At 45.3% G+C, this 20,906-nt stretch carries 23 protein-coding genes; 6 read left to right on the top strand and 17 right to left on the bottom strand.

Going from position 1 to position 20,906, the window contains the following annotated elements:
• Positions 1 to 13: 13 nt before the first annotated feature.
• The 7 genes from ACFSKO_RS01555 to rfaD form a co-directional block, all read right to left on the bottom strand.
• Positions 14 to 664 carry a 50S ribosomal protein L25/general stress protein Ctc gene (locus tag ACFSKO_RS01555; protein WP_380247682.1) on the bottom strand — a complete coding sequence of 217 codons (651 nt, stop codon included), beginning with the start codon at positions 662 to 664 and terminating at the stop codon, positions 14 to 16.
• A gap of 162 nt (positions 665 to 826) precedes the next feature.
• Positions 827 to 1,759 (bottom strand): ribose-phosphate pyrophosphokinase, encoded by a 933-nt coding sequence (locus tag ACFSKO_RS01550; RefSeq protein ID WP_380247680.1) that lies wholly within the window; start codon positions 1,757 to 1,759, stop codon positions 827 to 829.
• Between the two features lie 126 nt (positions 1,760 to 1,885).
• Entirely contained in the window at positions 1,886 to 2,797 is a 912-nt protein-coding gene (locus ACFSKO_RS01545; protein ID WP_380247677.1) for a hypothetical protein, read from the bottom strand.
• A 156-nt stretch (positions 2,798 to 2,953) separates the two neighbouring features.
• On the bottom strand, positions 2,954 to 3,721 hold the full coding sequence (gene pgeF, locus ACFSKO_RS01540) for a peptidoglycan editing factor PgeF (RefSeq protein WP_380247675.1): 768 nt from the start codon (positions 3,719 to 3,721) through the stop codon (positions 2,954 to 2,956).
• Between the two features lie 28 nt (positions 3,722 to 3,749).
• On the bottom strand, positions 3,750 to 4,862 hold the full coding sequence (locus ACFSKO_RS01535; protein ID WP_380247673.1) for a class I SAM-dependent methyltransferase: 1,113 nt from the start codon (positions 4,860 to 4,862) through the stop codon (positions 3,750 to 3,752).
• A complete protein-coding gene (gene lgt, locus ACFSKO_RS01530) occupies positions 4,859 to 5,773 on the bottom strand; it encodes a prolipoprotein diacylglyceryl transferase (RefSeq protein WP_380247670.1) in 915 nt (304 codons plus the stop codon). The genes ACFSKO_RS01535 and lgt overlap by 4 nt, the downstream gene beginning before the upstream one ends.
• Positions 5,770 to 6,753: an ADP-glyceromanno-heptose 6-epimerase gene (rfaD, locus tag ACFSKO_RS01525; RefSeq protein ID WP_380247668.1), complete on the bottom strand. Its 984-nt coding sequence runs from the start codon at positions 6,751 to 6,753 to the stop codon at positions 5,770 to 5,772. Before rfaD ends, lgt begins: the two co-directional genes overlap by 4 nt.
• Before the next feature lie 212 nt (positions 6,754 to 6,965).
• Here rfaD and ACFSKO_RS01520 point away from each other — a divergent pair, with 212 nt between their 5' ends.
• From ACFSKO_RS01520 to ACFSKO_RS01500, 5 genes are all read left to right on the top strand, one after another.
• Complete coding sequence (locus ACFSKO_RS01520; RefSeq protein ID WP_380247666.1) at positions 6,966 to 7,268, top strand: accessory factor UbiK family protein; 303 nt, start codon at positions 6,966 to 6,968, stop codon at positions 7,266 to 7,268.
• Between the two features lie 245 nt (positions 7,269 to 7,513).
• Positions 7,514 to 8,014, top strand: a complete 501-nt coding sequence (locus ACFSKO_RS01515; RefSeq protein ID WP_380247664.1) for a type III secretion system chaperone family protein — start codon at positions 7,514 to 7,516, stop codon at positions 8,012 to 8,014.
• A 38-nt stretch (positions 8,015 to 8,052) separates the two neighbouring features.
• Positions 8,053 to 8,889, top strand: coding sequence for a pyrroline-5-carboxylate reductase (proC, locus tag ACFSKO_RS01510; RefSeq protein WP_380247661.1), 837 nt, complete (start codon positions 8,053 to 8,055; stop codon positions 8,887 to 8,889).
• Between the two features lie 154 nt (positions 8,890 to 9,043).
• Positions 9,044 to 9,646 carry a TetR family transcriptional regulator gene (locus ACFSKO_RS01505; RefSeq protein WP_380247659.1) on the top strand — a complete coding sequence of 201 codons (603 nt, stop codon included), beginning with the start codon at positions 9,044 to 9,046 and terminating at the stop codon, positions 9,644 to 9,646.
• A gap of 70 nt (positions 9,647 to 9,716) precedes the next feature.
• Entirely contained in the window at positions 9,717 to 10,067 is a 351-nt protein-coding gene (locus ACFSKO_RS01500; protein WP_380247657.1) for a tRNA-binding protein, read from the top strand.
• A gap of 70 nt (positions 10,068 to 10,137) precedes the next feature.
• Here ACFSKO_RS01500 and ACFSKO_RS01495 read toward each other — a convergent pair whose 3' ends face one another.
• From ACFSKO_RS01495 to ACFSKO_RS01485, 3 genes are all read right to left on the bottom strand, one after another.
• On the bottom strand, positions 10,138 to 11,550 hold the full coding sequence (locus tag ACFSKO_RS01495; protein ID WP_380247654.1) for an ATP-binding protein: 1,413 nt from the start codon (positions 11,548 to 11,550) through the stop codon (positions 10,138 to 10,140).
• Between the two features lie 2 nt (positions 11,551 to 11,552).
• Complete coding sequence (locus ACFSKO_RS01490; protein ID WP_380247652.1) at positions 11,553 to 12,248, bottom strand: response regulator; 696 nt, start codon at positions 12,246 to 12,248, stop codon at positions 11,553 to 11,555.
• A 72-nt stretch (positions 12,249 to 12,320) separates the two neighbouring features.
• Positions 12,321 to 12,827, bottom strand: coding sequence for a MarR family winged helix-turn-helix transcriptional regulator (locus ACFSKO_RS01485; protein WP_380247650.1), 507 nt, complete (start codon positions 12,825 to 12,827; stop codon positions 12,321 to 12,323).
• Positions 12,828 to 13,009: 182 nt separating this feature from the next.
• On the opposite strand from ACFSKO_RS01485, the gene ACFSKO_RS01480 reads away from it, so the two are divergent.
• Positions 13,010 to 13,888, top strand: coding sequence for a branched-chain amino acid aminotransferase (locus ACFSKO_RS01480; RefSeq protein WP_380247648.1), 879 nt, complete (start codon positions 13,010 to 13,012; stop codon positions 13,886 to 13,888).
• Between the two features lie 103 nt (positions 13,889 to 13,991).
• On the opposite strand, the gene ACFSKO_RS01475 is transcribed toward ACFSKO_RS01480, so the two are convergent.
• The 7 genes from ACFSKO_RS01475 to ACFSKO_RS01445 all read right to left on the bottom strand — a co-directional run bounded on the left by ACFSKO_RS01475 (position 13,992) and on the right by ACFSKO_RS01445 (position 20,880).
• Positions 13,992 to 14,444 carry a molybdenum cofactor biosynthesis protein MoaE gene (locus ACFSKO_RS01475; RefSeq protein WP_380247646.1) on the bottom strand — a complete coding sequence of 151 codons (453 nt, stop codon included), beginning with the start codon at positions 14,442 to 14,444 and terminating at the stop codon, positions 13,992 to 13,994.
• A gap of 1 nt (position 14,445) precedes the next feature.
• The gene (gene moaD / locus ACFSKO_RS01470; RefSeq protein WP_380247644.1) at positions 14,446 to 14,697 is read right to left on the bottom strand and encodes a molybdopterin converting factor subunit 1; all 252 of its coding nucleotides are present in this window, start codon (positions 14,695 to 14,697) and stop codon (positions 14,446 to 14,448) included.
• Positions 14,694 to 15,953, bottom strand: a complete 1,260-nt coding sequence (locus ACFSKO_RS01465) for a molybdopterin molybdotransferase MoeA (RefSeq protein ID WP_380247641.1) — start codon at positions 15,951 to 15,953, stop codon at positions 14,694 to 14,696. Before ACFSKO_RS01465 ends, moaD begins: the two co-directional genes overlap by 4 nt.
• Entirely contained in the window at positions 15,953 to 16,486 is a 534-nt protein-coding gene (gene mobB / locus ACFSKO_RS01460) for a molybdopterin-guanine dinucleotide biosynthesis protein B (protein ID WP_380247639.1), read from the bottom strand. Before mobB ends, ACFSKO_RS01465 begins: the two co-directional genes overlap by 1 nt.
• A gap of 112 nt (positions 16,487 to 16,598) precedes the next feature.
• Positions 16,599 to 18,656 carry an excinuclease ABC subunit UvrC gene (gene uvrC, locus ACFSKO_RS01455; protein ID WP_380247637.1) on the bottom strand — a complete coding sequence of 686 codons (2,058 nt, stop codon included), beginning with the start codon at positions 18,654 to 18,656 and terminating at the stop codon, positions 16,599 to 16,601.
• 701 nt (positions 18,657 to 19,357) lie between these two features.
• Positions 19,358 to 19,750, bottom strand: coding sequence for a dihydroneopterin aldolase (locus ACFSKO_RS01450; RefSeq protein WP_380247635.1), 393 nt, complete (start codon positions 19,748 to 19,750; stop codon positions 19,358 to 19,360).
• Between the two features lie 158 nt (positions 19,751 to 19,908).
• Positions 19,909 to 20,880: a calcium/sodium antiporter gene (locus tag ACFSKO_RS01445; protein WP_380247632.1), complete on the bottom strand. Its 972-nt coding sequence runs from the start codon at positions 20,878 to 20,880 to the stop codon at positions 19,909 to 19,911.
• Positions 20,881 to 20,906: the final 26 nt, after the last annotated feature.

The raw sequence follows: 20,906 nt of genomic DNA, 5'->3' as shown, positions 1-20,906 counted from the left end.
AGAAGGAAAAGACTTATTCTTCTGCTGCTGCAGGAGCGGCTGCTTCTGTAGCCACTTCTTCTTCACCATCTTCATCATCACCCTGTGAAGATTTGACGGAGCTAGGTACAGCAATTGTCGCAATTGTGAAGTCACGATCATTGATCACAGGAACGGCGCCATCAGGAAGTGTCACAGATGAAATGTGAACACTTTCGCCGAGTTCAACCGTTGCCATATCAACAATGATACTTTCTGGAATACTGTCTGCGCGTGATGTCAGTTCAATATCGTGACGAACAACGTTAAGAACACCACCTTGCTTCAGGCCAGGGCATTCTTCTTCGTTGATGAACACAACAGGGATCATAACGTTGACAGTTGTTTTCGCGGATACGCGCAAGAAGTCAACGTGTTCAACCATGTCTGTTACAGGGTGCAATTGAATGTCACGAGGAAGTGTACGCTCTTTTTTGCCATCAATTTCGATTTCCCAAAGAACGGTACCGAAATGGCCAGAAGCGTACTGTTTCATGATTGGACGTGGGTCCAAATTGATCATGACAGGGTCTTTTTTTGCACCGTAGATGACGGCAGGTACAAGGCCTGCACGACGAGCGGCACGAGCGGGCCCCTTGCCGGCTCTATCGCGAGCAGTTCCGCTCACTTTTGTGATATCACTCATTGTATTCTCCAATAGTAAAATAACAGCGGCAGAGCATGTGCTCCGCCGTTGTGTTAACTGGCCAGCCTCCAGGGGTGCTGCACCAGAATTTTCGGCCATATAATTAAACAGGCCCTTATTACAGGGGCCTTTTATACGGCCGAAAGGATTTCGTCAAATCAATCAGTCAAACAAGCAGGAAACGGATTGCTCATCACTAATACGACGCATTGCTTCACCGAGAAGGGGAGCAATGGAAATTTGTCGCATGTTGTGTGCAACTCTTACTGCTTCAGTCGCCTGAATTGAGTCTGTTGTTACGAGTTCTTCAAGTGGAGAAGCTGTTACGCGCGCAACCGCACCTCCGGAAAGAACACCATGCGAAATGTAAGCAGAAACCGAAGTCGCGCCAGCATCTTTTAGAGCGCCAGCAGCATTGCAAAGCGTGCCGGCTGAATCTACGATGTCATCAATCAGTATGCAGCGCTGCCCTTTTACATCACCGATGATGTTCATAACCTCAGAGACTCCGGCTTTTTCTCGACGTTTGTCGATAATAGCAAGATCGGCATCAAGACGTTTGGCAATAGCTCTCGCGCGAACAACACCACCAACATCAGGTGATACGATCGTAAGAGGCCCTTTATCCATACGGTCTTTGATGTCTTTGATGAACACAGGAGCTGCAAAGAGGTTATCTGTTGGGATATCGAAGAACCCCTGAATCTGCCCCGCATGGAGATCCATGGTCAAGACACGATCTGCACCAGCTGTCGTAATCAAGTTTGCAACAAGCTTGGCAGAAATCGGTGTACGAGGGCTAGATTTACGATCTTGCCTCGCGTAGCCATAATAAGGAATCACTGCTGTTATGCGGCTCGCTGAGCTGCGTTTTAAAGCATCAATCGTTACCAAGAGTTCCATAAGGTTATCATTGGTAGGATATGATGTTGGTTGAATGATAAATACATCTTCACCGCGCACGTTCTCGTGGATTTCCACGAAAACTTCTTCATCAGAGAATCTACGAACTGACGCTTCTGTCAGTGGCAGGTTCAGATATGCAGAAATGGCCTCGGCAAGTGGTCGGTTGCTGTTACCCGTTAAGATCTTCACGCCAAAATCCCCGGCTAGGCTGGACCAGACGCTTAATGCGTCTCAGTCATCAGTTTTCATATTGGTCGGGCGGAACTTACCAATACCTGTCTCGCCTGTAAACGCCCATAAGGATTCATTTCTTCGTTATTTCAGAACAGTTTGATTTTGATGACTATTTTGCAACAAAAGATCTTCAATGCCGACCGCGACGCCCTCAGAAATGGCTTCAGATACGGGGATAATTATCCTGGATAGTGGTATATTGGGCACCGGATTGGTTTGTTCTATTATACCAACTTCTTCGCCAGTCTTATAATCTGCAACGATCCAACTGAGTGTAAGGAAGAAGTTATTTTCCTTCTGGAAAGGCGTAATATCGAGTTTTAACGTGTATTGGTTGTTCGAGTCTTGTTGCTCAACGAGCTTATAACCACGTAACCGTAATGATGTTTTTAGTTCCGTTTTTAGCACTTTTTGTGTTGGGGGGCTCAATGTATCTGGAAAAGGCTGAAGGGCGATGAGGAGATCAGTATTTGAGTTCGGTTTCTTTTGATCTGGTTTGTCGAGAGCAATAATTTCAACACTCAACCTTTGGGCAGCCCTTTGAAGTAACTCGTTTATTAATGGTTTGGGTGATTTGGATAGCAGGGACGTTGGTACGTTTGTTTGTTCAGAGAAAACAATGATGGCTTCATTTGGTATGCTTGTCTCTGTAACAGAAATGTCCATTCTGAGTTCTGTCGTCAGGCTCTCAGTGTTAGCGGCGTTGAAGTGACTTATAATATGAAGGCTGTTTTCAGCTGGAGCATAACCAGCGGCAGGAAAACCCTGTTTTCGAATGTCTTCACTCAAAATTTCTTGTGCCCATAGGGCAAGATCCGTGATCTGATCTTTAGGGGCCGGTATACTAAACAGCGGTAGTTCAACAGCTATAGGGCGCGTTCCAGAGAGCTGAAGTAAGGGATTATTTTGAGGTTGCTGATCGATAAAGGGGCGCGGCAAAGGACCACAGGACGTCATTATTAAAGCGGCAACAAAAATGAAGAGTATTTTCATAGGCTATAATTTTCGTTCCTGCTTATATAGGCTGAAAAATATGTCGATAGTATTGAAGATGTTGGTCTGTCTTACATAATGGTACAGCTGACCGCTAAGCCAAGAATACACATGAGAAAGAATAAGATTAAGTGGGGCATTTGTTTTCCAATTAATTTATTTCAGGGCGATTACTGACAGGCCTCGACCATAGTCAGCTTCTTTGCGGTGGCAAGAACGACGATAGCTAAAGAATAGTTCTTCTTCTGAATAGGTGTCATTTTTAGAAATTGATACTTGTCCGACGCCATAGGATTTTAATCTGTCCCCGACATACTTTCGAAGGTTAAACAAGAATCGCCCTTCTCTGGGGGATGGTATGAAATACCCCATGTTATTCTCATTCTCTTCAAAGAATCGATGAGCAAATTCGGCGCCGACTTCATAGGAACTCTGAGCGATACAAGGACCGATGGCGCAAGAAATATTTGATCGCTGGGCACCAAGGCTTTCCATGGCATCAATCGTATTGTCTGTAACGCCTTTAATGGCACCTTGCCAACCAGCGTGAGCCGCGCCAATCACACCTGCTGATGAATCAGCAAAAAGAACCGGGACGCAATCAGCAGTCATTATGCCAAGGGCTATCCCTGATTGCTTTGTCACTAGGGCATCTACTTGTGGTGCATCTTCCGGACATTTCCAGGGGGTTGTGACGATCTCTACTTTTGCGGAATGGATTTGGTAGCCTGTGACAAGTTTTGCAGATGGACAACCAACCCGTTCCAGCGTGCGTCGTCTATTCTCATGAACATTTTCTTTTGCTTCATCAGCCCCAAAGCCACAATTGAGTGAACTGTAAAGGCCTTCGCTTACGCCATCACGACGGGTGAGGAACCCATGCACGATACCTTCAAGATTATGTAAAGCAGGACTGTTCAGCATAAATATTCCTTTGAGGGCAAGCCGTCGTTTATTTTCGGTGTTCTGGAAAAGTCGCAGGTGTGGGGTGATTGGGGTGTGTCAGCGAGAGGACTTTAAATAAAGTCCCCATTTCATTAGTATCGATTAGTCGATGCTCTGCGGACGTAATATCAACGATTTGTTCGTCGGTCCCGGTTTTTCGTAACATTTCCGCACGTTGTTCAATGCCAAGAGAACGTAAAAAATCACCTTGAGTTATGGGGCCATGAGCCGCAACGCCAGATTTTAAAGCAGTGCTTACAAGAGTGGGAAAATCAACTAAGGCAGAAATATCAGCAGTACCCGGTTCTTTGAGGACGGAATGTTTTTTGTGTGCCTTTATCGCTTGAAGGCTTGGTATGGCAGTAGGAACATCCCGGCCATAATCAATAAGCAAAGCGGCCCCACCATGATCAAGAATGTGTCGAGAGATCATGTCTATGATTGTCGAGGCTATGGGGGACAGTTCAACCACAGCTCCTTCTTCTGCGGAACGCAAATCTTGAGGGATAAGCGATTCTATAGCCTTTGAAGGAGGTGAAAGCGTGAATATTAGTTCTTTCTCATCTTCGTTCAGGGTGATTAATCGCTCACACCACCCTTTGGGAGAACGTTCGAATTGCTTGATTGGAAGTGCATCAAAAAATTCATTGGCAATAAAAATCGTTGGGCCTTCTGGGAGAGTCGTTAGGTCCTGATGCCATGTTATGTTGTAACCTGCTAAAGTTTGTTTTTGCTTTTTCTTTAGGCTTGGACTTATTTCAATTAGATGAACTTGAAGAGTTTGCAAAAAGCCGGGCACCATTCCTGCGGCACGGAGCATATCGGCCATAAGGGTTCCTCGACCGGGACCCAATTCAACGAGGTTCAGAGACGTTGGGCCCCCCATGTTATACCAGGTATCGGCACACCAAACACCGATCAGCTCACCAAACATTTGGCTGACTTCTGGAGCCGTAATAAAATCGCCTGCCTTTCCAAAAGGTTCGCCAGACATGTAGTAACCATGTTTGGGGGCGACCAGAACATCTGCCATGAAGTCTGCGATCGTTATGGCGCCTTCTAGCTTAATGCGTTTGGCCAAAAGATTGAATACGGATACTCCATCTTGGTCGGTCGTCATTTTCTTTTGGACCCGTTATTTTTTTGCTTGGATTTCTTCTTAGCTGTTTTGTCATTTTCTTTTGGTGAAATGTCTTCAGGTTTGTGCTCAGGGCCAATGGCCTGTTTGGGCTGCTTGAGGGCATAAAAAGCAACACTCAGGCCAATTAAAATCATCGGTAATGATAACAGTTGCCCCATTGTGACTTCGCCAAATAAGAAGCCGATGTGGGCATCTGGTTCACGAAACAGCTCTACAATAGTTCTGGAGAGTCCGTACCCGACAAGGAATATACCAGCGGTAAGGCCTCGCCTTCTCAAACCGCCAACTCGGGCGATAAGAAAAAGGATAAGAAAGAGGGTTATCCCTTCCAAGCCGGCTTCGTATAGCTGACTGGGGTGTCTTGGAAAAGGCCCACCATTTGGAAACACCATACCTATTTCAGCTGTGGTGACCCGTCCGAAAAGCTCTCCATTGATGAAGTTAGCCAGTCGACCAAAAAATAGACCTATTGGGGTCGCGCAGGCAACGATATCGGCGAGGGTTAGGAAATGTACATTCTCTTTTCTGGCAAAAAGAACCATCGCTGTTATGACGCCGAGGAGACCACCATGAAAGCTCATGCCACCTTGCCATACGGCGAATATTTCAAGTGGGTTATATAGAAAATAGGTAAAGTTGTAGAACAGTACGTATCCAACCCGTCCGCCCAGTATAATCCCAAGAGTTGCCCAGACGATGAAATCGTCCATTGCAATGGGGCGCATTTGGCGGGGTGCTTGAAAACAAAGCCAGCGGCTGTAACGCCATCCAGCAAGGATTCCAAAAATATAGGCAAGAGAATACCAGCGAATCGCGATAGGACCGAGGCTGATTGCGATAGGATCAATTTCCGGATACGCCAGTGCGGCAAAAACCAATTCTTGTGTCATCGGTGGGAATCTTCCTTTGCGAGGAATTCTTTGACATAACGTCCGACGCCTTCTTCAAGAGAGAGGAACGGGTGGTTGTAGCCAGCAGCTTTGAGCTTATTCATATTTGCTTCGGTAAAATACTGGTATTTATCACGTATACTTTCCGGCGTCGGCACGTATTTGATATTCTCGTTTTTATCCATGGCCTCAAAAACGGCTCTGGCAAGATCGACAAAAGACCTGGCTTGTCCCGTACCTACATTAAAAAGACCGTTCACATCTTGGTGGTCTTTCAACCACATCATAACAGAGACACAATCTTCAACGGCAATAAAGTCGCGCAGTTGGCCGCCATCAGAGTAATCAGGATGATGGGATTGGAAAAGTCGCGCGGGTTCACCTGATGTTACCTGATTGAATAAATGGAAGGGAACACTTGCCTGGCCGCCTTTATGATATTCGTTGGGTCCGTAAACGTTAAAGAACTTTAGGCCGGCCCACTGAGGTGGTTGTGGAGATTTATTCGCAATTCGACGCGCGACCCAACGATCAAATAGTTGTTTGCTCCAACCATAACCATTAAGGGGGAGAAGGTTTGAGAGATGATCAATACTGTCAGTATCATCAAATCCTTGTTCGCCACCACCGTATGTCGCTGCTGAAGAAGCGTATATAAAGGGGATAGAGTGCTTGGCGCAAATACTCCAAAGAATTTTGCTCAGACGGAAATTATTTTCCATCAAAGCATCACCGTCGGTTTCGGTTGTTGCTGAAATAGCTCCCATATGGAACACGCCTTTTAAATGTTGGGCGTGTTCCGCTAAAAACTCGGATAGCTTTTCAGGGGCGATAACATCTTCGAGTTCATGCTTGGCGAGGTTCCGCCACTTGTCTCCTTCGCCCAGCCAGTCGCTAACAACGACAGCCTCACCCTTTTCAGTAAGTGATGCGACGAGATTCGAGCCGATAAAACCAGCACCGCCAGTGACAAGATACATGCCTGAAGCCTTCCATTTTATTCTTTAGCTTCTCTATATATGCCGTCCGTCGGAGATAGAGAAGGACCTGTTGTGATATTTTTCGATAACTTTGTCCAATCTGTGACGAACTTTGGTTGAAGCTTACGGGGCAACGCGCCATATTAGGGTTGTAGAACAAATTTGCTGAGATCCTGAAATAGGACATATCCAGCTATGTGAAAGGCAAAGTCATGCAAACTCAGAATCGTATCCTTGATGATCTGGCAAAGGTCGCCAGCAGTGCTATGGGAGCCGCGGCAGGAATGCGCGGCGAAGTTGAGGCAAGGATTCGTGAACAATTCGAGCGAATTATTACCCAGATGGATATTGTGCCACGGGAAGAATTTGATGCAATGAAAGCTGTTGCGGTTAAGGCGCGTGAAGAAGGAGAAGATCTTGCACAAAAGGTCACGTCTCTTGAAGCGCGTCTTGCTCATCTCGAAGGCGGAGTGAAGACAGCAACAAAAAAGGTGTCCTCTAAAAAAACGGATTAAGTTTAATGGGGTGATTTTTTTCAAAAATACGATAGTATTTATGCGAGGTAGATCTCCTTAAAGACGAACTCTTTAAAGCTCGGAACAAATGTTTCGAGCTTTTTATTTTTTCGTTTTTACTTGAACCGTGGATTCGTTCTGTGGCACACTATATTTGGTAGGGCGTTACCCATAGTATTCAACATATTGAATGATGGTAGTGCCGATTGTGTCTTGCTCGACTATTTTAGTGAGGGGTCAGTGCAATGAATTCAGATTCTACAAACCAATTACTACCTTTTAATCCTATTGATTCAATTGAAGAGTGGGTCCTAGATTATGACTGGGACTTTGAACGCGAGAGTGACTTTGAGCTTCTTGCTGTCATAGAGGGAAATTGGAGCCCGCTACATCTTCATTTCCAGTGGCAAAGCGAATTACAGGCTATGTTCTTTGCATGCCATGGAGATGTTGAAATTCCGCAAACAGCTTTTAGCCGTATTTGTGAACTCTTGGTTTCTGTAAACAGCCAGTTATGGCTCGGGCACTTTGATTTTATACCGGAAACAGGGGCACCAGCTTATCGTCATACCATCCCGTTGCGTGGACAAGATGGTTTTAGTGAAGATCAAACAGAAGATTTAGTTGCTACAGCAATCGCGGAGTGGGATCGGTTAATTCCTGCAATTCAACTGATTGCCATAGGGGGGGATTCCGAATTAAATGCTGTTGATCTTGCCTTGATGGATACGGCAGGAGAAGCGTAAGGTTCTGTTCTCTAAAATTTGGGAATGGGACAAGCCGGATGTTTAATGGCCAGATGCTTAATGGTGGAACTTTACTGCTCGTTGGTTGCGGTAAAATGGGTGGGGCTATATTACAGGGCTGGCTGGATAGTGGTCTTTCCGGCTCGCAAGTAACGATTGTCGATCCATCGGCAAGTGCGGATTATTTAACACCGTTCAAAGATCAAGGCGTTATCGCTGTTGAAAACCTGAGTGCGGTTCATGCCGATTTGTCACCTGCACTGGTTATGTTCGCGATCAAGCCGCAGATGATGGATGATGCCATTGGGAATTATCAACGCTTTGTAAGTTCCGATACCGTCTTCTTATCTGTCGTGGCGGGGAAAAAAATTTCCTTCTATGAAACTAATCTAGGTGCAGAAGCCGCGATTGTTCGAACGATGCCAAATACACCCGCGGCAGTCTCTCGCGGGATGACAGTTCTTTTTGCAAACCGGCAAGTTAGCGATCAACAAAAAAAGAGCTGTCAGGACTTGATGGCAGCGGTTGGGGAAACTGCGTGGCTAGATAACGAAGAGCAGATCGATGCTGTTACAGGTGTGTCTGGCAGTGGCCCTGCCTATATTTTCTTAATGGCTGAATGTCTTGCTCAGGCTGGTATTGATGCTGGACTTCCTGAAAATCTCGCCCGTAAATTAGCCCATGCGACGGTTTCAGGTGCGGGAGAACTTATTCACCAATCAGATGAAGCCCCAACGCAACTTCGTATTAATGTAACCAGTCCTAATGGTACTACTCAGGCAGGATTAGAGGTTTTAATGACGGATAATGGTCTGCAATCTCTTATGAGCAAGGCAGTTGCGGCCGCAACCAATCGAAGTAAAGCTTTGTCCTGATATATTGAGGGGCTGCCCACTCGGCTATAGAATGAGATGAGAGAGGGAATGTTTTATGCTCTTAGATTTAGATCTACTTGATCGAGTAAGGCATTTTTCGACTTATCTGCTATAATAGGGTTGTTCTTTGTTATTACAGGTGTGGAGACAAACTATGAAAAAGGCTGAAATCCCTCAACATATTGTGGATACAGCAATGTCCTTAGCAGCGGAGAAGGGGTGGCGAGATGTATCACTTGCCGATATCTCCAGTTCAGCGAAAATTCCGCTCGCTAAAATACACGATTTGTTTCCATCAAAACGGGCTATTTTGACGTACATATCAAGTAGTGTCGATAATCAGGTTACAGATGATGAAGATGGCGATCGTCTGGAACAATCGGCGAAAGATCGTTTGTTCGATCTACTTATGAACAGATTTGATGCACTTCAATCATATAAAGTTGGCTTGGCATCGGTTGTTCATGATGGCTGTCGGGACCCATTTATGGGGATCTCTTATTTGTATAATTTACGTCATTCAATGGCGTTGGTTCTTGAAGTTGCAGGCCTGTCCACTTCTGGAATACGTGGCGTTATTCGTATTAAAGTACTGTCGTTGCTCTACATAAAAATATTCCAGGTTTGGTTACATGATGACAGTGTTGATTTGTCAAAAACGATGTCGGCTTTAGATAAAGGGCTGGAGCGTATTGATACTTGGGCGCGTCGTTGTTCGCGCTCTGGTGGACACGAAAAAAGCGCGCACGCATTATAGCAACTCTTGCGTTATGGATATGGTCAATACACACTCTTGAAAATTTCAAGAGGACGATTTGGGTATAAACATGAACAACGCAATTGACGACATTACGTTTGATGATTTCCTGAAAGTTGATGTCAGGGTGGGTACGGTAATCGATGCGCAACCTTACCCCGAGGCGCGACGACCAGCGATTAAGCTCTGGGTTGATTTTGGAGACGAAATCGGGGTGAAAAAATCTTCTGCCCAAATCACCCTACACTATATTCCAGAAGATCTAATTGGTCGCCAAGTTATGGCAGTGGTAAATTTTCCGCCACGCCAAATTGGGAAATTCATGTCTGAAATACTTGTGCTTGGCGCTTCTGATCCCGAAGGTGGCATCGTGTTGATTGCGCCGGATAAGAAGATTCCAAACGGCAACAGAATGCATTAATACAGATACTTAGGCTTCACATTGAGAGAGTTTTGCTCGAACATATACACTCTCTCAATATATTGTCTGTCTAAAATGGTAGGGTTATTCTTGCGCGAAGGCCTCCGCCGGGGGCTTCTTCTAATGAGAGATCTCCACCGTGGTTGCTGATAACATCATTTGCTATTGAAAGACCCAATCCGACGCCCCCAGTGGCTTGATTACGGGACTGTTCTAAACGGAAGAAGGGCTTTAGAACATCCCTGCGGCTTTCTGTAGGAATGCCAGGGCCGTCATCATCAACCGTTATCTCTAAAAATCGCCTTTGTTGCGCCGATCTGATTTTTGCGCAAATCATCACATGCATTCCGTATCGTTGAGCATTGATAACCAGGTTGGTTACGGCACGTCTAAAGTTTTCCCGGCGCAAAGGGATTTCAATATTTTCTTCGATGTGTAAATCAATGGGATTATTGTTCATTCCTAATTGATGTACGAGCTCTCTCAGCAAAGAGGATATATTGCAAATTGCGGTTTCTTCTTGCCCCTCTCCTCTGGCAAAGGCGAGATAGCCCTCGATCATTTTCTCCATGTCTGAGACATCGGCCTGGAGGTTTTTGGTTTCTTCATCTTGGCCGGACATAGCAAGTTGAAGCTTCATACGTGTTAAAGGTGTACGTAGATCATGACTTACACCAGCGAGCATGGCTGTGCGATGTTCGACTTGGCGTTTGATGCGAGAACGCATACGAATAAAGGCGCCAGAGGCTTGTCGTACTTCTGTTGCGCCTTCTGGTTTGAAGCCTTTGACATCTCTTCCTTTTCCAAAGCTTTCCGCGGCTCTGGCCAAGCGTTGAATAGGGCGAACCTGATTTCTCATAAAGATAAAGGCGACCCCAAAAGTGATAACAGAAGAACCTACCATCCATAAAATGACGAGATAGGTCGTCGAGGTGAATAGGCGTTTGCTCGGAACCAGAACTAACAAGACACCTTCTTCGATTTGAATTTGAATTTTGACCTGATCGATCAGACTGACGGTATCGATAGTGTATCGATACCTTTTCTTTAAATTTTTGACGATTTGCTCATGAATAGCCTGATCTAAACGGCGTTCTAGCACAGACCATCCTGGCGACCAGTTGTTTTGTGATAACTCTATTCCATGGTGCAAGGTGAGTGAAAGATCAGCCGTTTTTTGCATGAGTTGAAACACATGCGCTTTTCCATAAGGCGTTTCTGCCTCCTGGAGCAATAATATCGAAGCTGCGATGTCACCGGCCAGGCCCTGGGCCAGACGTTTGGTCACTGTTTCGTAGTGCCGATCGTAGAATACCCACACGGAAATAGCCTGTACGAGCAGTAGGGGGGTGATAATAATGAGAAGAGAGCGTCCCAGTAGAGATTTCGGGAGGATCTTTTTTAAAAAAAATGGTCGCTTCCTTGGGCGTTTGTCTTTCCGATCCTCTGAGGGACGTGCTTCGTCTATTGGTTCAACTGCCATGCTTAATCCGTTTTGAGGACATACCCAACGCCTCGAACCGTTTGTAAGTACCTGGGATATTTAGGATCTTGCTCAATTTTGCGACGTAATCTGGTAACCTGAACATCTACGCTTCGTGTGTTGGAAAGGTCAGAGCCCTCTTCAACTAACGCGTCTCTGCTTATTGCTGACCCAGGTTGGTCGGCAAGGGCTTTTAACAGGGCAGCTTCGACATCGGTTAAGTGGATAAAGTCATCATTATTCCAGAGCTGAGACCTTCGGATATCAAATCTAAAGGTACCAAAGACAACACTTTCGCTGGGTAGTTCTTTTTCAAGTGGTTTGCTTTGGATGCGTTTTAAAATGGCATTGATTCGCAAAACCAACTCTCTGGGCTCAAAGGGTTTGGAAAGATAATCATCTGCACCACATTCCAAGCCGCTTATACGATCATCAGTTTCGCCCATGGCCGTTAGTAACAGAATAGGAACGTCGTCTTTTTCACGCAATGACTGGGTAAGTTCTAGTCCTGTTTCTCCGGGCATCATGATATCTAGAATGAGCAGATCGAATGATAGCGATACTAGGTGTGATCGGGCTTCTGCTGCGCTTGAAGCTGTGGTGACAACAAAGCCCTGATCGGTAAGAAACTTTTGAAGAAGATTTCTAAGTCGAGTATCATCGTCAACAACCAAAAGGTGTGGGTTCATATCATTCATGTTGCTCAGTGTAATACCTCGTTTAATTCTTTCCCAGAGCTTAATTTTGCCAAACTGTATAGGGAATTAACATTATCTTTTTCTGAAAGGCTTCTTTTGATTTTTGACGAATCTGGGGCGATCTTCTTCTTCCATCATGTTCATCAGAACGGATCTAAAGCCTGCGACCGCTTCCGCACCAGATTCTTTGTAAGCTCGGACAATCCGTTGGCGTTGGACATTGAATAACTTTTCGTCCAAATCCAGTCCTTTATCGGTTAATTCCAAGAGACGTTGGCGGCGATCTACAGCGCCAGGGGTCTGTTTGATAAAACCTTCCCGAACTAATTGTCCAAGGACTCGAGAAAGACTTTGTTTGGTGATTTGCAGGATGGAAAGCAGTTCACTAACTGTGATCCCAGGATGACGACCAACAAAGTGAATTACGCGGTGGTGAGCGCGACCAAAGCTATATTCGGCAAGAAGTTCATCCGGTTCCCCGGTGAAATCTCTATAGGCGAAAAAGAGAAGTTCTATCGCCTGCATTATCTCCTCAGTTCGTAAGAATAGAGGGTTCGTTCCTGATTTTACGTCAGTCATGTTGACTTATCTATCGAAGTGCTATTACATAATACGAGAAAATTTTGAAATAATTGTTCAAAATTCTTTATGACCATAAACTATATATGCCTCTAGTCGCGAAGTCATTCGATCAAATGCTCAAATGGAACCAAGCGATTAAAGCTGACTAGAGACACTATACCACCTTGGATGGGAAAGCCATGACTATACTACCATTTGATGATCGCGACGGGTTTATTTGGTACGATGGAGAGCTGATCTCCTGGAGGGATGCCAAACTCCATATTCTCAGCCATGGCTTACATTACGGTAGCAGCGTATTTGAGGGTGAAAGAGCGTATAATGGACGGATTTTCAAAATGCGTGAGCACCATGAACGTTTAATTCGCTCAGGGGAGTTGCTCGGCTTTACAAATCCTTATTCAGTTTCTGAAATAGATCAGGCCTGTAAAGACGTTATGGAGGCAAACAATATTGTAGATGGTTATTTTCGGCCAGTTGCATGGCGGGGTAGTGAAATGATGGCTGTTTCGGCTCAGCAATCAAAAATTCATATGGCGATTGCTGCGTGGGATTGGCCGTCTTATTTTTCACCGGAAGCTAGGTTAGAAGGCATTCGTCTGGACTTTGCCAAGTGGCGTCGTCCTGACCCGGCAACAGCCCCGGTCAACTCTAAAGCTGCAGGACTTTATATGATTGCGACCCTTTCTAAACACGCAGCTGAGGAGAATGGATATAACGACGCGTTGATGTTGGATTATCGAGGACAAATAGCTGAGGCAACCGGCGCGAACGTGTTTTTGATTCAGGGCGGTAAGATACATACACCAACACCAGATTGTTTTTTGGATGGGATTACCCGTCGGACAGTAATCGCGTTGGCAAAAGGAAAGGGCTATGAGGTGATCGAACGTGCAATTATGCCCGAAGAATTGGCTCAAACACAGGAGGTTTTTCTAACCGGTACGGCTGTGGAGGTTACACCTGTTCGTGAAATTGGTGAATATAAGTTTATCCCCGGAAAAATCACAAAAGATCTTCTCTTGGCTTATGATGAACTGGTTCGTAAGTCCATCTGATTAAATAGAATAGGTAACGTCTTACGGGTGGTTTTGTGCTTAAGTATTAGCTTAGCAGGATGCCACCCGGATTGATTCTTCGGCCATATTTCTGAAAGAATGGTTATTTCTCCAGCCATCTCGAGGCTGCATTATCATCAGAATCTCTGGCGTCGACCCATTTGCCGCCTCTGGAAGTTTCCTCAAGCTTCCAGAACGGAGCCTTGGTTTTCAGATAGTCCATTAAAAACTCACAACTTTCGAAAGCATCTTTACGGTGTTTACTGCAGGTGACAACAAGGACGATCTGCTCACCCGGCTCCATTCTGCCGTACCGATGGATAATCAAGCTGGCATCAAGGTCCCATCTTTGGTTGGCTTCGGCTTCGATTTCGCCAAGTAACTTCTCTGTCATACCCGGGTAGTGCTCAAGCGTCATTGCTGAAATGTTCTCGTCACTGGCAATATCTCGGACGAGGCCAAGAAAAGAAGCAACCCCACCAATTGAATGATTCTTTTTGGTAAGTTCTTTAAGCTCGTAACCAACGTCAAAATCTTCTTGTTGGACTCTTATCATTTTAACCGCCTGTAACGGGAGGGAATAGAGCGATTTCATCATCTGCTTTTATGAGTTGTTCAAGCTCCGCGTATTCTTGGTTAACTGCGACCCGAAGCAGGTCTCTTTTTTCCAAAGCACTCGCATAGTTATCACCTAGGGTAGGAAGCCAATCGAGAAGATTTCCTACAGTTTTGACCTCTGTGGGAGGGGATAAGGTTTCGGTTGATTTACCAATAGAAGTTCGTAACCAGGCGAAGTAAAGAATTTTCATAAGGCAATCTCATTAAAAGGTAGGTAGGTAATTATTTGACCGGGCTCGACGGTTAGAAGATCTTCTGGAAGCTCTGCGAAGCCGTCAGATGCGCAAACAGAAGAGAGCACACCTGCGCCATCCCCGGGGTATTTATGCGCTTCCCAAACATTCGCATCGTTTTTTTGAAGATGTACTCTGAGCCATTCCCTGCGATCGATTTTTTTCTTGTGACTGAACGCGGCAATAACGGGGAATGTAAAGGGGGGGCGAGTTTGAGAACCTGATAGGATTTGAATTAGAGGGCGGACAAAATTGGCAAAGGTGACCATTACTGCAACGGGGTTTCCCGGAAGGCCAACAAAAGCTGTTTGCCCAAGTTGGCCAAGAGCAATAGGGCGCCCGGGTTTGATTGCCAGTCGCCAGGCGTGCAGGTGGCCTTGAGTTTCAACGGCTTGCTTGACGTGATCTTCTTCACCAACAGAAACTCCGCCGGAAGTGATGATGAGATCAAACTTTCCGGCAGCTTTAGAAAGGGCATTACTTATGTGATCAAAATTATCGGGAAGAATACCGAGATCGCTAACCCGACAGCCCATATTCTGAAGTAACCCAGCAATGGCAAAGCGATTGGAATCATAAACTTGACCGCTTGCGAGGGTGTCCCCAGGGTTTTTTAATTCGTCTCCCGTTGAAAAGAGGGCAACGCTCAGAGGGTTTTGAATGGATATGCTTGGAATACCAACTGCTGAGATCAGGCCCAAGTCTTGGGGCCTAAGAGTACGCCCCGCTTCAAAGATGGTGCTGCCAGCAATGACATCTTCCCCGGCAAAGCGTCGGTTGGACCCGCGTTTAATACCGTGAGGAATGGTAACATTACCAGCATCATCGAGCTGACAGTCTTCTTGCATAAACACGGTATCTGCTCCCAATGGCATGGGAGCACCAGTAAAGATCCGGGCGCATGTTCCTGGCGTGAGATGTCCTTTGATCCGACTTCCTGCCGCGATGCGGTCACTGATGGGGAGACGTGTGTTTTGGTTGCATTTGAGATCATCAAAATAAACGGCGTAGCCATCGACAGCAGAATTGTCGTGGGGCGGGACATTACAGGGGGCAATCACATCCTGCGATAAAACCTTGCCGAGACAACTTGCTACGGGAAGTTCTTTTTGTTGGACGATGCAATGCAGCTTTTGATTTAGAAGCTCAAGTGCTTGCGCTGTTGTCATAAGTTTGCCGCCGTGTGCAAAACAATCGTCAGTTAGCTGGGCCATTAATCAGCAGCCTTTCGGATACTGTCGTCAAAGCCACAGATTTTACAGATAAAATCAGCAATCGTTTCTATATCATTGAGATCTAGAATGGGCAGAGATGAGGTCGCGAGTGTTTCATCTGTTGTGACATCTGTTGCGATGGCAATGATATTAGGGTCATCCTTGTGCAACATGCGTTTCCCAAGAGATGAGCGGTAGATTTCAAGCTTTTGATGACCTTCTTTTTTGAAGCCTTCTATCAAGAGGATGTCAACCGGTGTCATGTGGGGTATCAGTTCTTTAAGAGAAGGTTCTTTCTCATCGCGCAATTCGTGCATCAAGGCCCAACGGTTGCCGGAAGCAATCATGACCTCCGACGCTCCTGCTTCGCGGTGCTCGTAGGAATCTTTGCCAGGCTTGTCGACGTCGAATTTATGATGGGCGTGTTTCAGCGTTGAGACCTTTAAATCACGATCTACTAAAATTGGAATGAGTTGTTTGAGTAAAGTTGTCTTTCCACTTCCGCTCCAACCCGCAAAACCGAATACCTTCATTATATACCTTCTGGCCTAAACATGACTTTGTCAGTAGCTGTATAGCTAGCTGTCGTATCTGTCTCCATGTTATAGATCAAATCATCTGATGGCGACTGCCGATTAAGCTCTTTTATTCCGCATTGAAATGATCGTAAATAGACTGGGCAACGACGCGATTGATGCCTTCAACTGCTTCTAAATCTCCAATGCCTGCTCTGGCGACGGCATCTGCTGATCCAAATTTGAAAAGGAGGGCTTTTTTGCGCTTTGCGCCAATGCCAGGAATGCCATCGAGTACAGACTTTAGTCGAGCGTTTGATCTGCCTTTACGGTGTGTTTCAATCGCATAACGGTGTGCTTCATCTCTCAGGCGCTGGATGAAATAGAGCACGGGGTCTTTGGGATCTACCAGAAAAGAGGGACGGTTGGGTAAGAAAATACGTTCTCTCCCTGCATTTCTATCTTGCCCTTTGGCAATGGCAACGATGGGAATGTCACTCAATCCAAGTTCTTCTAAAACTTCAATGCCAACAGTCAATTGGCCTTGTCCTCCATCGAGAACAAGCAGGTCGGGCCATTGATCTGTTTGTCTATCTGGATCTTCTTTATGACTACGAGACAGGCGACGAGTGAGAACTTCGCGCATCATGGCGTAGTCATCTCCGCCTGTGTACGCGGCTTCTTGAGAGGTTCCTTGCTCGTGAGTGTTCGTTAGGGGGATCGTTGAAGATTGATCATTTTCAGAAGGTTTATCTCCTCGGATTTTAAATTTCCGATAAGCCTTCTTCATGAAACCTTCTAATCCCGCGACAATCATGCCTCCGTAAGCTTCTGAGCCTTGAGTATGGCTATTGTCGTAGACTTCGACCCGTTCTGGCGTGGCTTCCAAGGATAGCATCTCAGCTAAGCCTTCTAGCAGACGACGCTGGCTAGCGCTTTCAGCCATTCTCCGCGCCAGAGCTTCTCGTGCATTAACCGTGGCATTCTCGACAAGCTTTTTCTTTGGACCTCTTTGAGGATGGTTTACTTCTATACGGTAACCAGCCTTACTACTGAGGGCTTCTGCCAGAATTAACTGCTCGGGTAATTTGTGGCTGATCATTACCAATTTTGGAACTGGTTTGTTTACGTAAAACTGAGCAATGAAAGAGGTTAGGACGGTTTCTTCATCGATGGTTTTATCATGACTTGGAAAATAAGAACGGTTCCCATAATTGCGTCCTGCCCGGAAAAAGAACACCTGTATGCAGGATTGCCCGGCTTTTTCAAACAAGGCAAAGACATCTGCATTATCAATTTCAGCAACGTTGATCTCTTGTTTAGACTGTATATTGGTAAGTGCGCGAATGCGATCACGGTAAACAGCTGCTTGTTCATAGTCCTGTTGAGCTGCGGCATCCTGCATTTTAAGAGCCATCTTCTTTTGAAACTCCATGGATGAACCACTTAGATAGCTTTCTGCCTCCTTTACCTGTGACGCGTAACTCCTGAGAGATACACGGCCGACACAAGGTGCTGAGCAACGCTTGATTTGATACATTAGGCAAGGGCGTGCTCTATTTGTGTAAACGCCATCACTACAAGATCTCAAGAGGAAAGCTTTTTCCAAGGCGGTGATGGTTTGATTTACTGATTTTGCATCAGCGAAGGGGCCAAAATATTGACCGTCTCTTTTTTGCATGCCCCTGTGTTTGGTTATTTGAGGGGCTTCGTGGTCAGCTGTGATCAAAATGTAGGGGAATGATTTATCGTCGCGCAGAAGAACATTATAGCGGGGGCCTAGCCGCTTGATAAGGTTGCTTTCCAATAAGAGTGCTTCAGCTTCAGTATTGGTTTGGACGATTTCCATTGAGCGAGTTTCGGATACCATCCGCTTAAGCCGATAGGGAAGCTGATCCACTCGGGTATAAGAGACCACTCTCTTTTTTAAATTTTTGGCTTTCCCAACATAGAGGGCATTTCCGTCGCTATTTAGCATACGGTAAACACCTGGGGAATTAGGCAGAGTTTTTACAACATTTAGAATAATGCGGGTACCGAGCTCAATATTACTGACTGTGGTTGTTTCAGTATCAGATGAGGTGTTTGAAGAATTCCAAGTGATTGCAGATTCGGATAGACCAGAAAGGCCATTATCTGTTTGGTGTTTTTCAGGGGATTCTTTGTCATCAATTTCATGAATTGCCATCGCGGAGCGTTTCCCGCCCTGGGAAAGATCTTTTTTACGTGACTTATGAACGGGTGTTTTGGTCATGAGTTAGAAATTAAATACGCCCCAGATGAGACGCGATCCTCTGTTAATCCATGAAATATGACAGCAATGGGTCTAATCCCAAAGTAAAATAGATTTAGAGTTATTAAATGGACATTCACAGGGAACAGGTCAAGAACACTTTATTAACGCTAAAAGGTGACTCTGGAGAACTTCAAGGATTCGTACAAAGGGTGGTTGTACCAGTGTTAAACCCTCTGAAATTATATCCACGATTCCTGTGGATAACTTTGTGACTATCTTGTGTGCGTTTGCGTATACCCCTTGAAAACACTAGTGTTACAATAAGCTGCTCAAAAAATAGGCATTATTTTTAAGTTATTGAATTTATTATCTTATTTAAAGTCAACGCTCCTATATGGAAAAATATTTGTTTTTTTTAGTCTTGACCATTACAGAAAGATTTCTCCTGTGCACAAGTGAGGGAGCTTTATGAGCAATCTCTTTGATTTGTCTAGATTCTCTCTTTGATAATGGATGATTTGTTGGCGACTCTAGAGAATGATCCAGGCAGTGTTTTTAAAAAATAAGACAGTTAATAAATTCATAGATCGACATAATCGATAAAAAAGGGACTGAAAAAATCAGTCCCTTTTTTATCGATTATATATTTTACCCTAAGTACGGGTTCGTGTGATTTCAATCCCGACACCTGCGACATCAGGATAGCGGTCCAGCTTTTCTATGCGCATGTGCACGATTTTAATGCGGTCATCGAAGAAACAAGTTTCTGATATGTCGTTAGCCAGAGTTTCTAAAAGTTTCACTTTGGTCTCCAGGCACACATTACGAACTTTTTTTACGAGCACGCCGTAATTGATGGTTTCATCAATTTCGTCCTTGAGAACAGGTATCGGGTTCAACGTAAGTTCAAGGTTCAGTTTCAACCGCTGAGGTCGGATACGTTCTTCTTCAGTGAGGCCAATGTTGCAGCTAAGAGAAAGATCCCGTACGACCAATTTCTGCTCTGTAAGGTTACTATCTGTTGTCGTTTTATTTACGGATGCCATTTTTGACATTCCTTCTCTTTTATCAAATGAGGATATATCCGTATGTGATACGGCATTGATTGGGCGCCAATTTACGCTTTGATATATCAGAGGTCAAAAGACAAATATCATCTGCTCGATTGTTAAGGTTAAAGCGTACGTAATATGTAGTTTCGGTGTCAGGCTACTAACAGTTTATCTTTGAACTGATAAAGAATGTATGCGGCATAAAGAGCGATAAAGAAAACACCCTTTATGCGGCAGATCTTCCCAGAATGGCACATCGCGGGAATAACAAGAAGGCTAACGCCTGCCATCACCCACATATCAAACTCCAAAATAGCGGGAGATACAGTAAAAGGGGAGACAATTGCCAGAACGCCAAGGATGAGAAGTATGTTGAAAATATTCGATCCGAGGGCGTTGCCAAGGGCGACTTCGGTATGTCCACGAATGCCTGCTACAACGGCTGTAGCCAGCTCAGGTAATGAGGTTCCTAAGGCAACAAGCGTAACGCCGATAACTGTTTCAGAAATCCCTGCAGCGCGAGCAATAGTCTCTGCGCCGTCTACAAGGAGTTCTGAACCGATAATAAGCCCGCCAACACCAACGAGAAGTAAAAATAGAGCTAAGGGGATGGAGCCGGGTGCCGCTTCGAGTTCTTCGGCAAGTTCTGGATTAGCTTCTTCTTTGGGGTTACATTTTTTTTCACGATAATAGCTGCGCCAAATATAAAAGGTCAGCATTGCCAGCATGAAGATTCCGTGCCAGATCGTGAAGGTGCCAATAAGAGCAAAGATAATAAAGATAGCGGTCGCAATTAGCATGGCAATGGCATCGCGCATAACGTCACAAGGCTTAGTTGCCAGAGGCGATATTAAAGCACCAACACCAAGGATTAATAAAATGTTGGCAATGTTTGAGCCGACAACGTTACCGACACCGATATCTGTCGCGCCGTCTAATCCCGCAGTGAGGGTAACCATTAATTCCGGCATGGACGTGGCGCAAGCCACGATGGTTAACCCGATTAACATGGGGGAAATTTCGAGCTTATTCGCAATCCCTATTGCACCACGGAGGAGAATCTCACCACCTACTGCTAAGAGGACGAGGCCACCGCCGGCGAATAGAAATGCTGTCGCTGTCATGTGTGTTAGCTCTTTCTGTTTTGCAC

Origin of the sequence: Kiloniella antarctica, from assembly GCF_042682825.1 — a bacterium.
GTDB lineage: Bacteria > Pseudomonadota > Alphaproteobacteria > Kiloniellales > Kiloniellaceae > Kiloniella > Kiloniella antarctica.
This window is presented reverse-complemented; position numbering and strand designations above follow the sequence as displayed.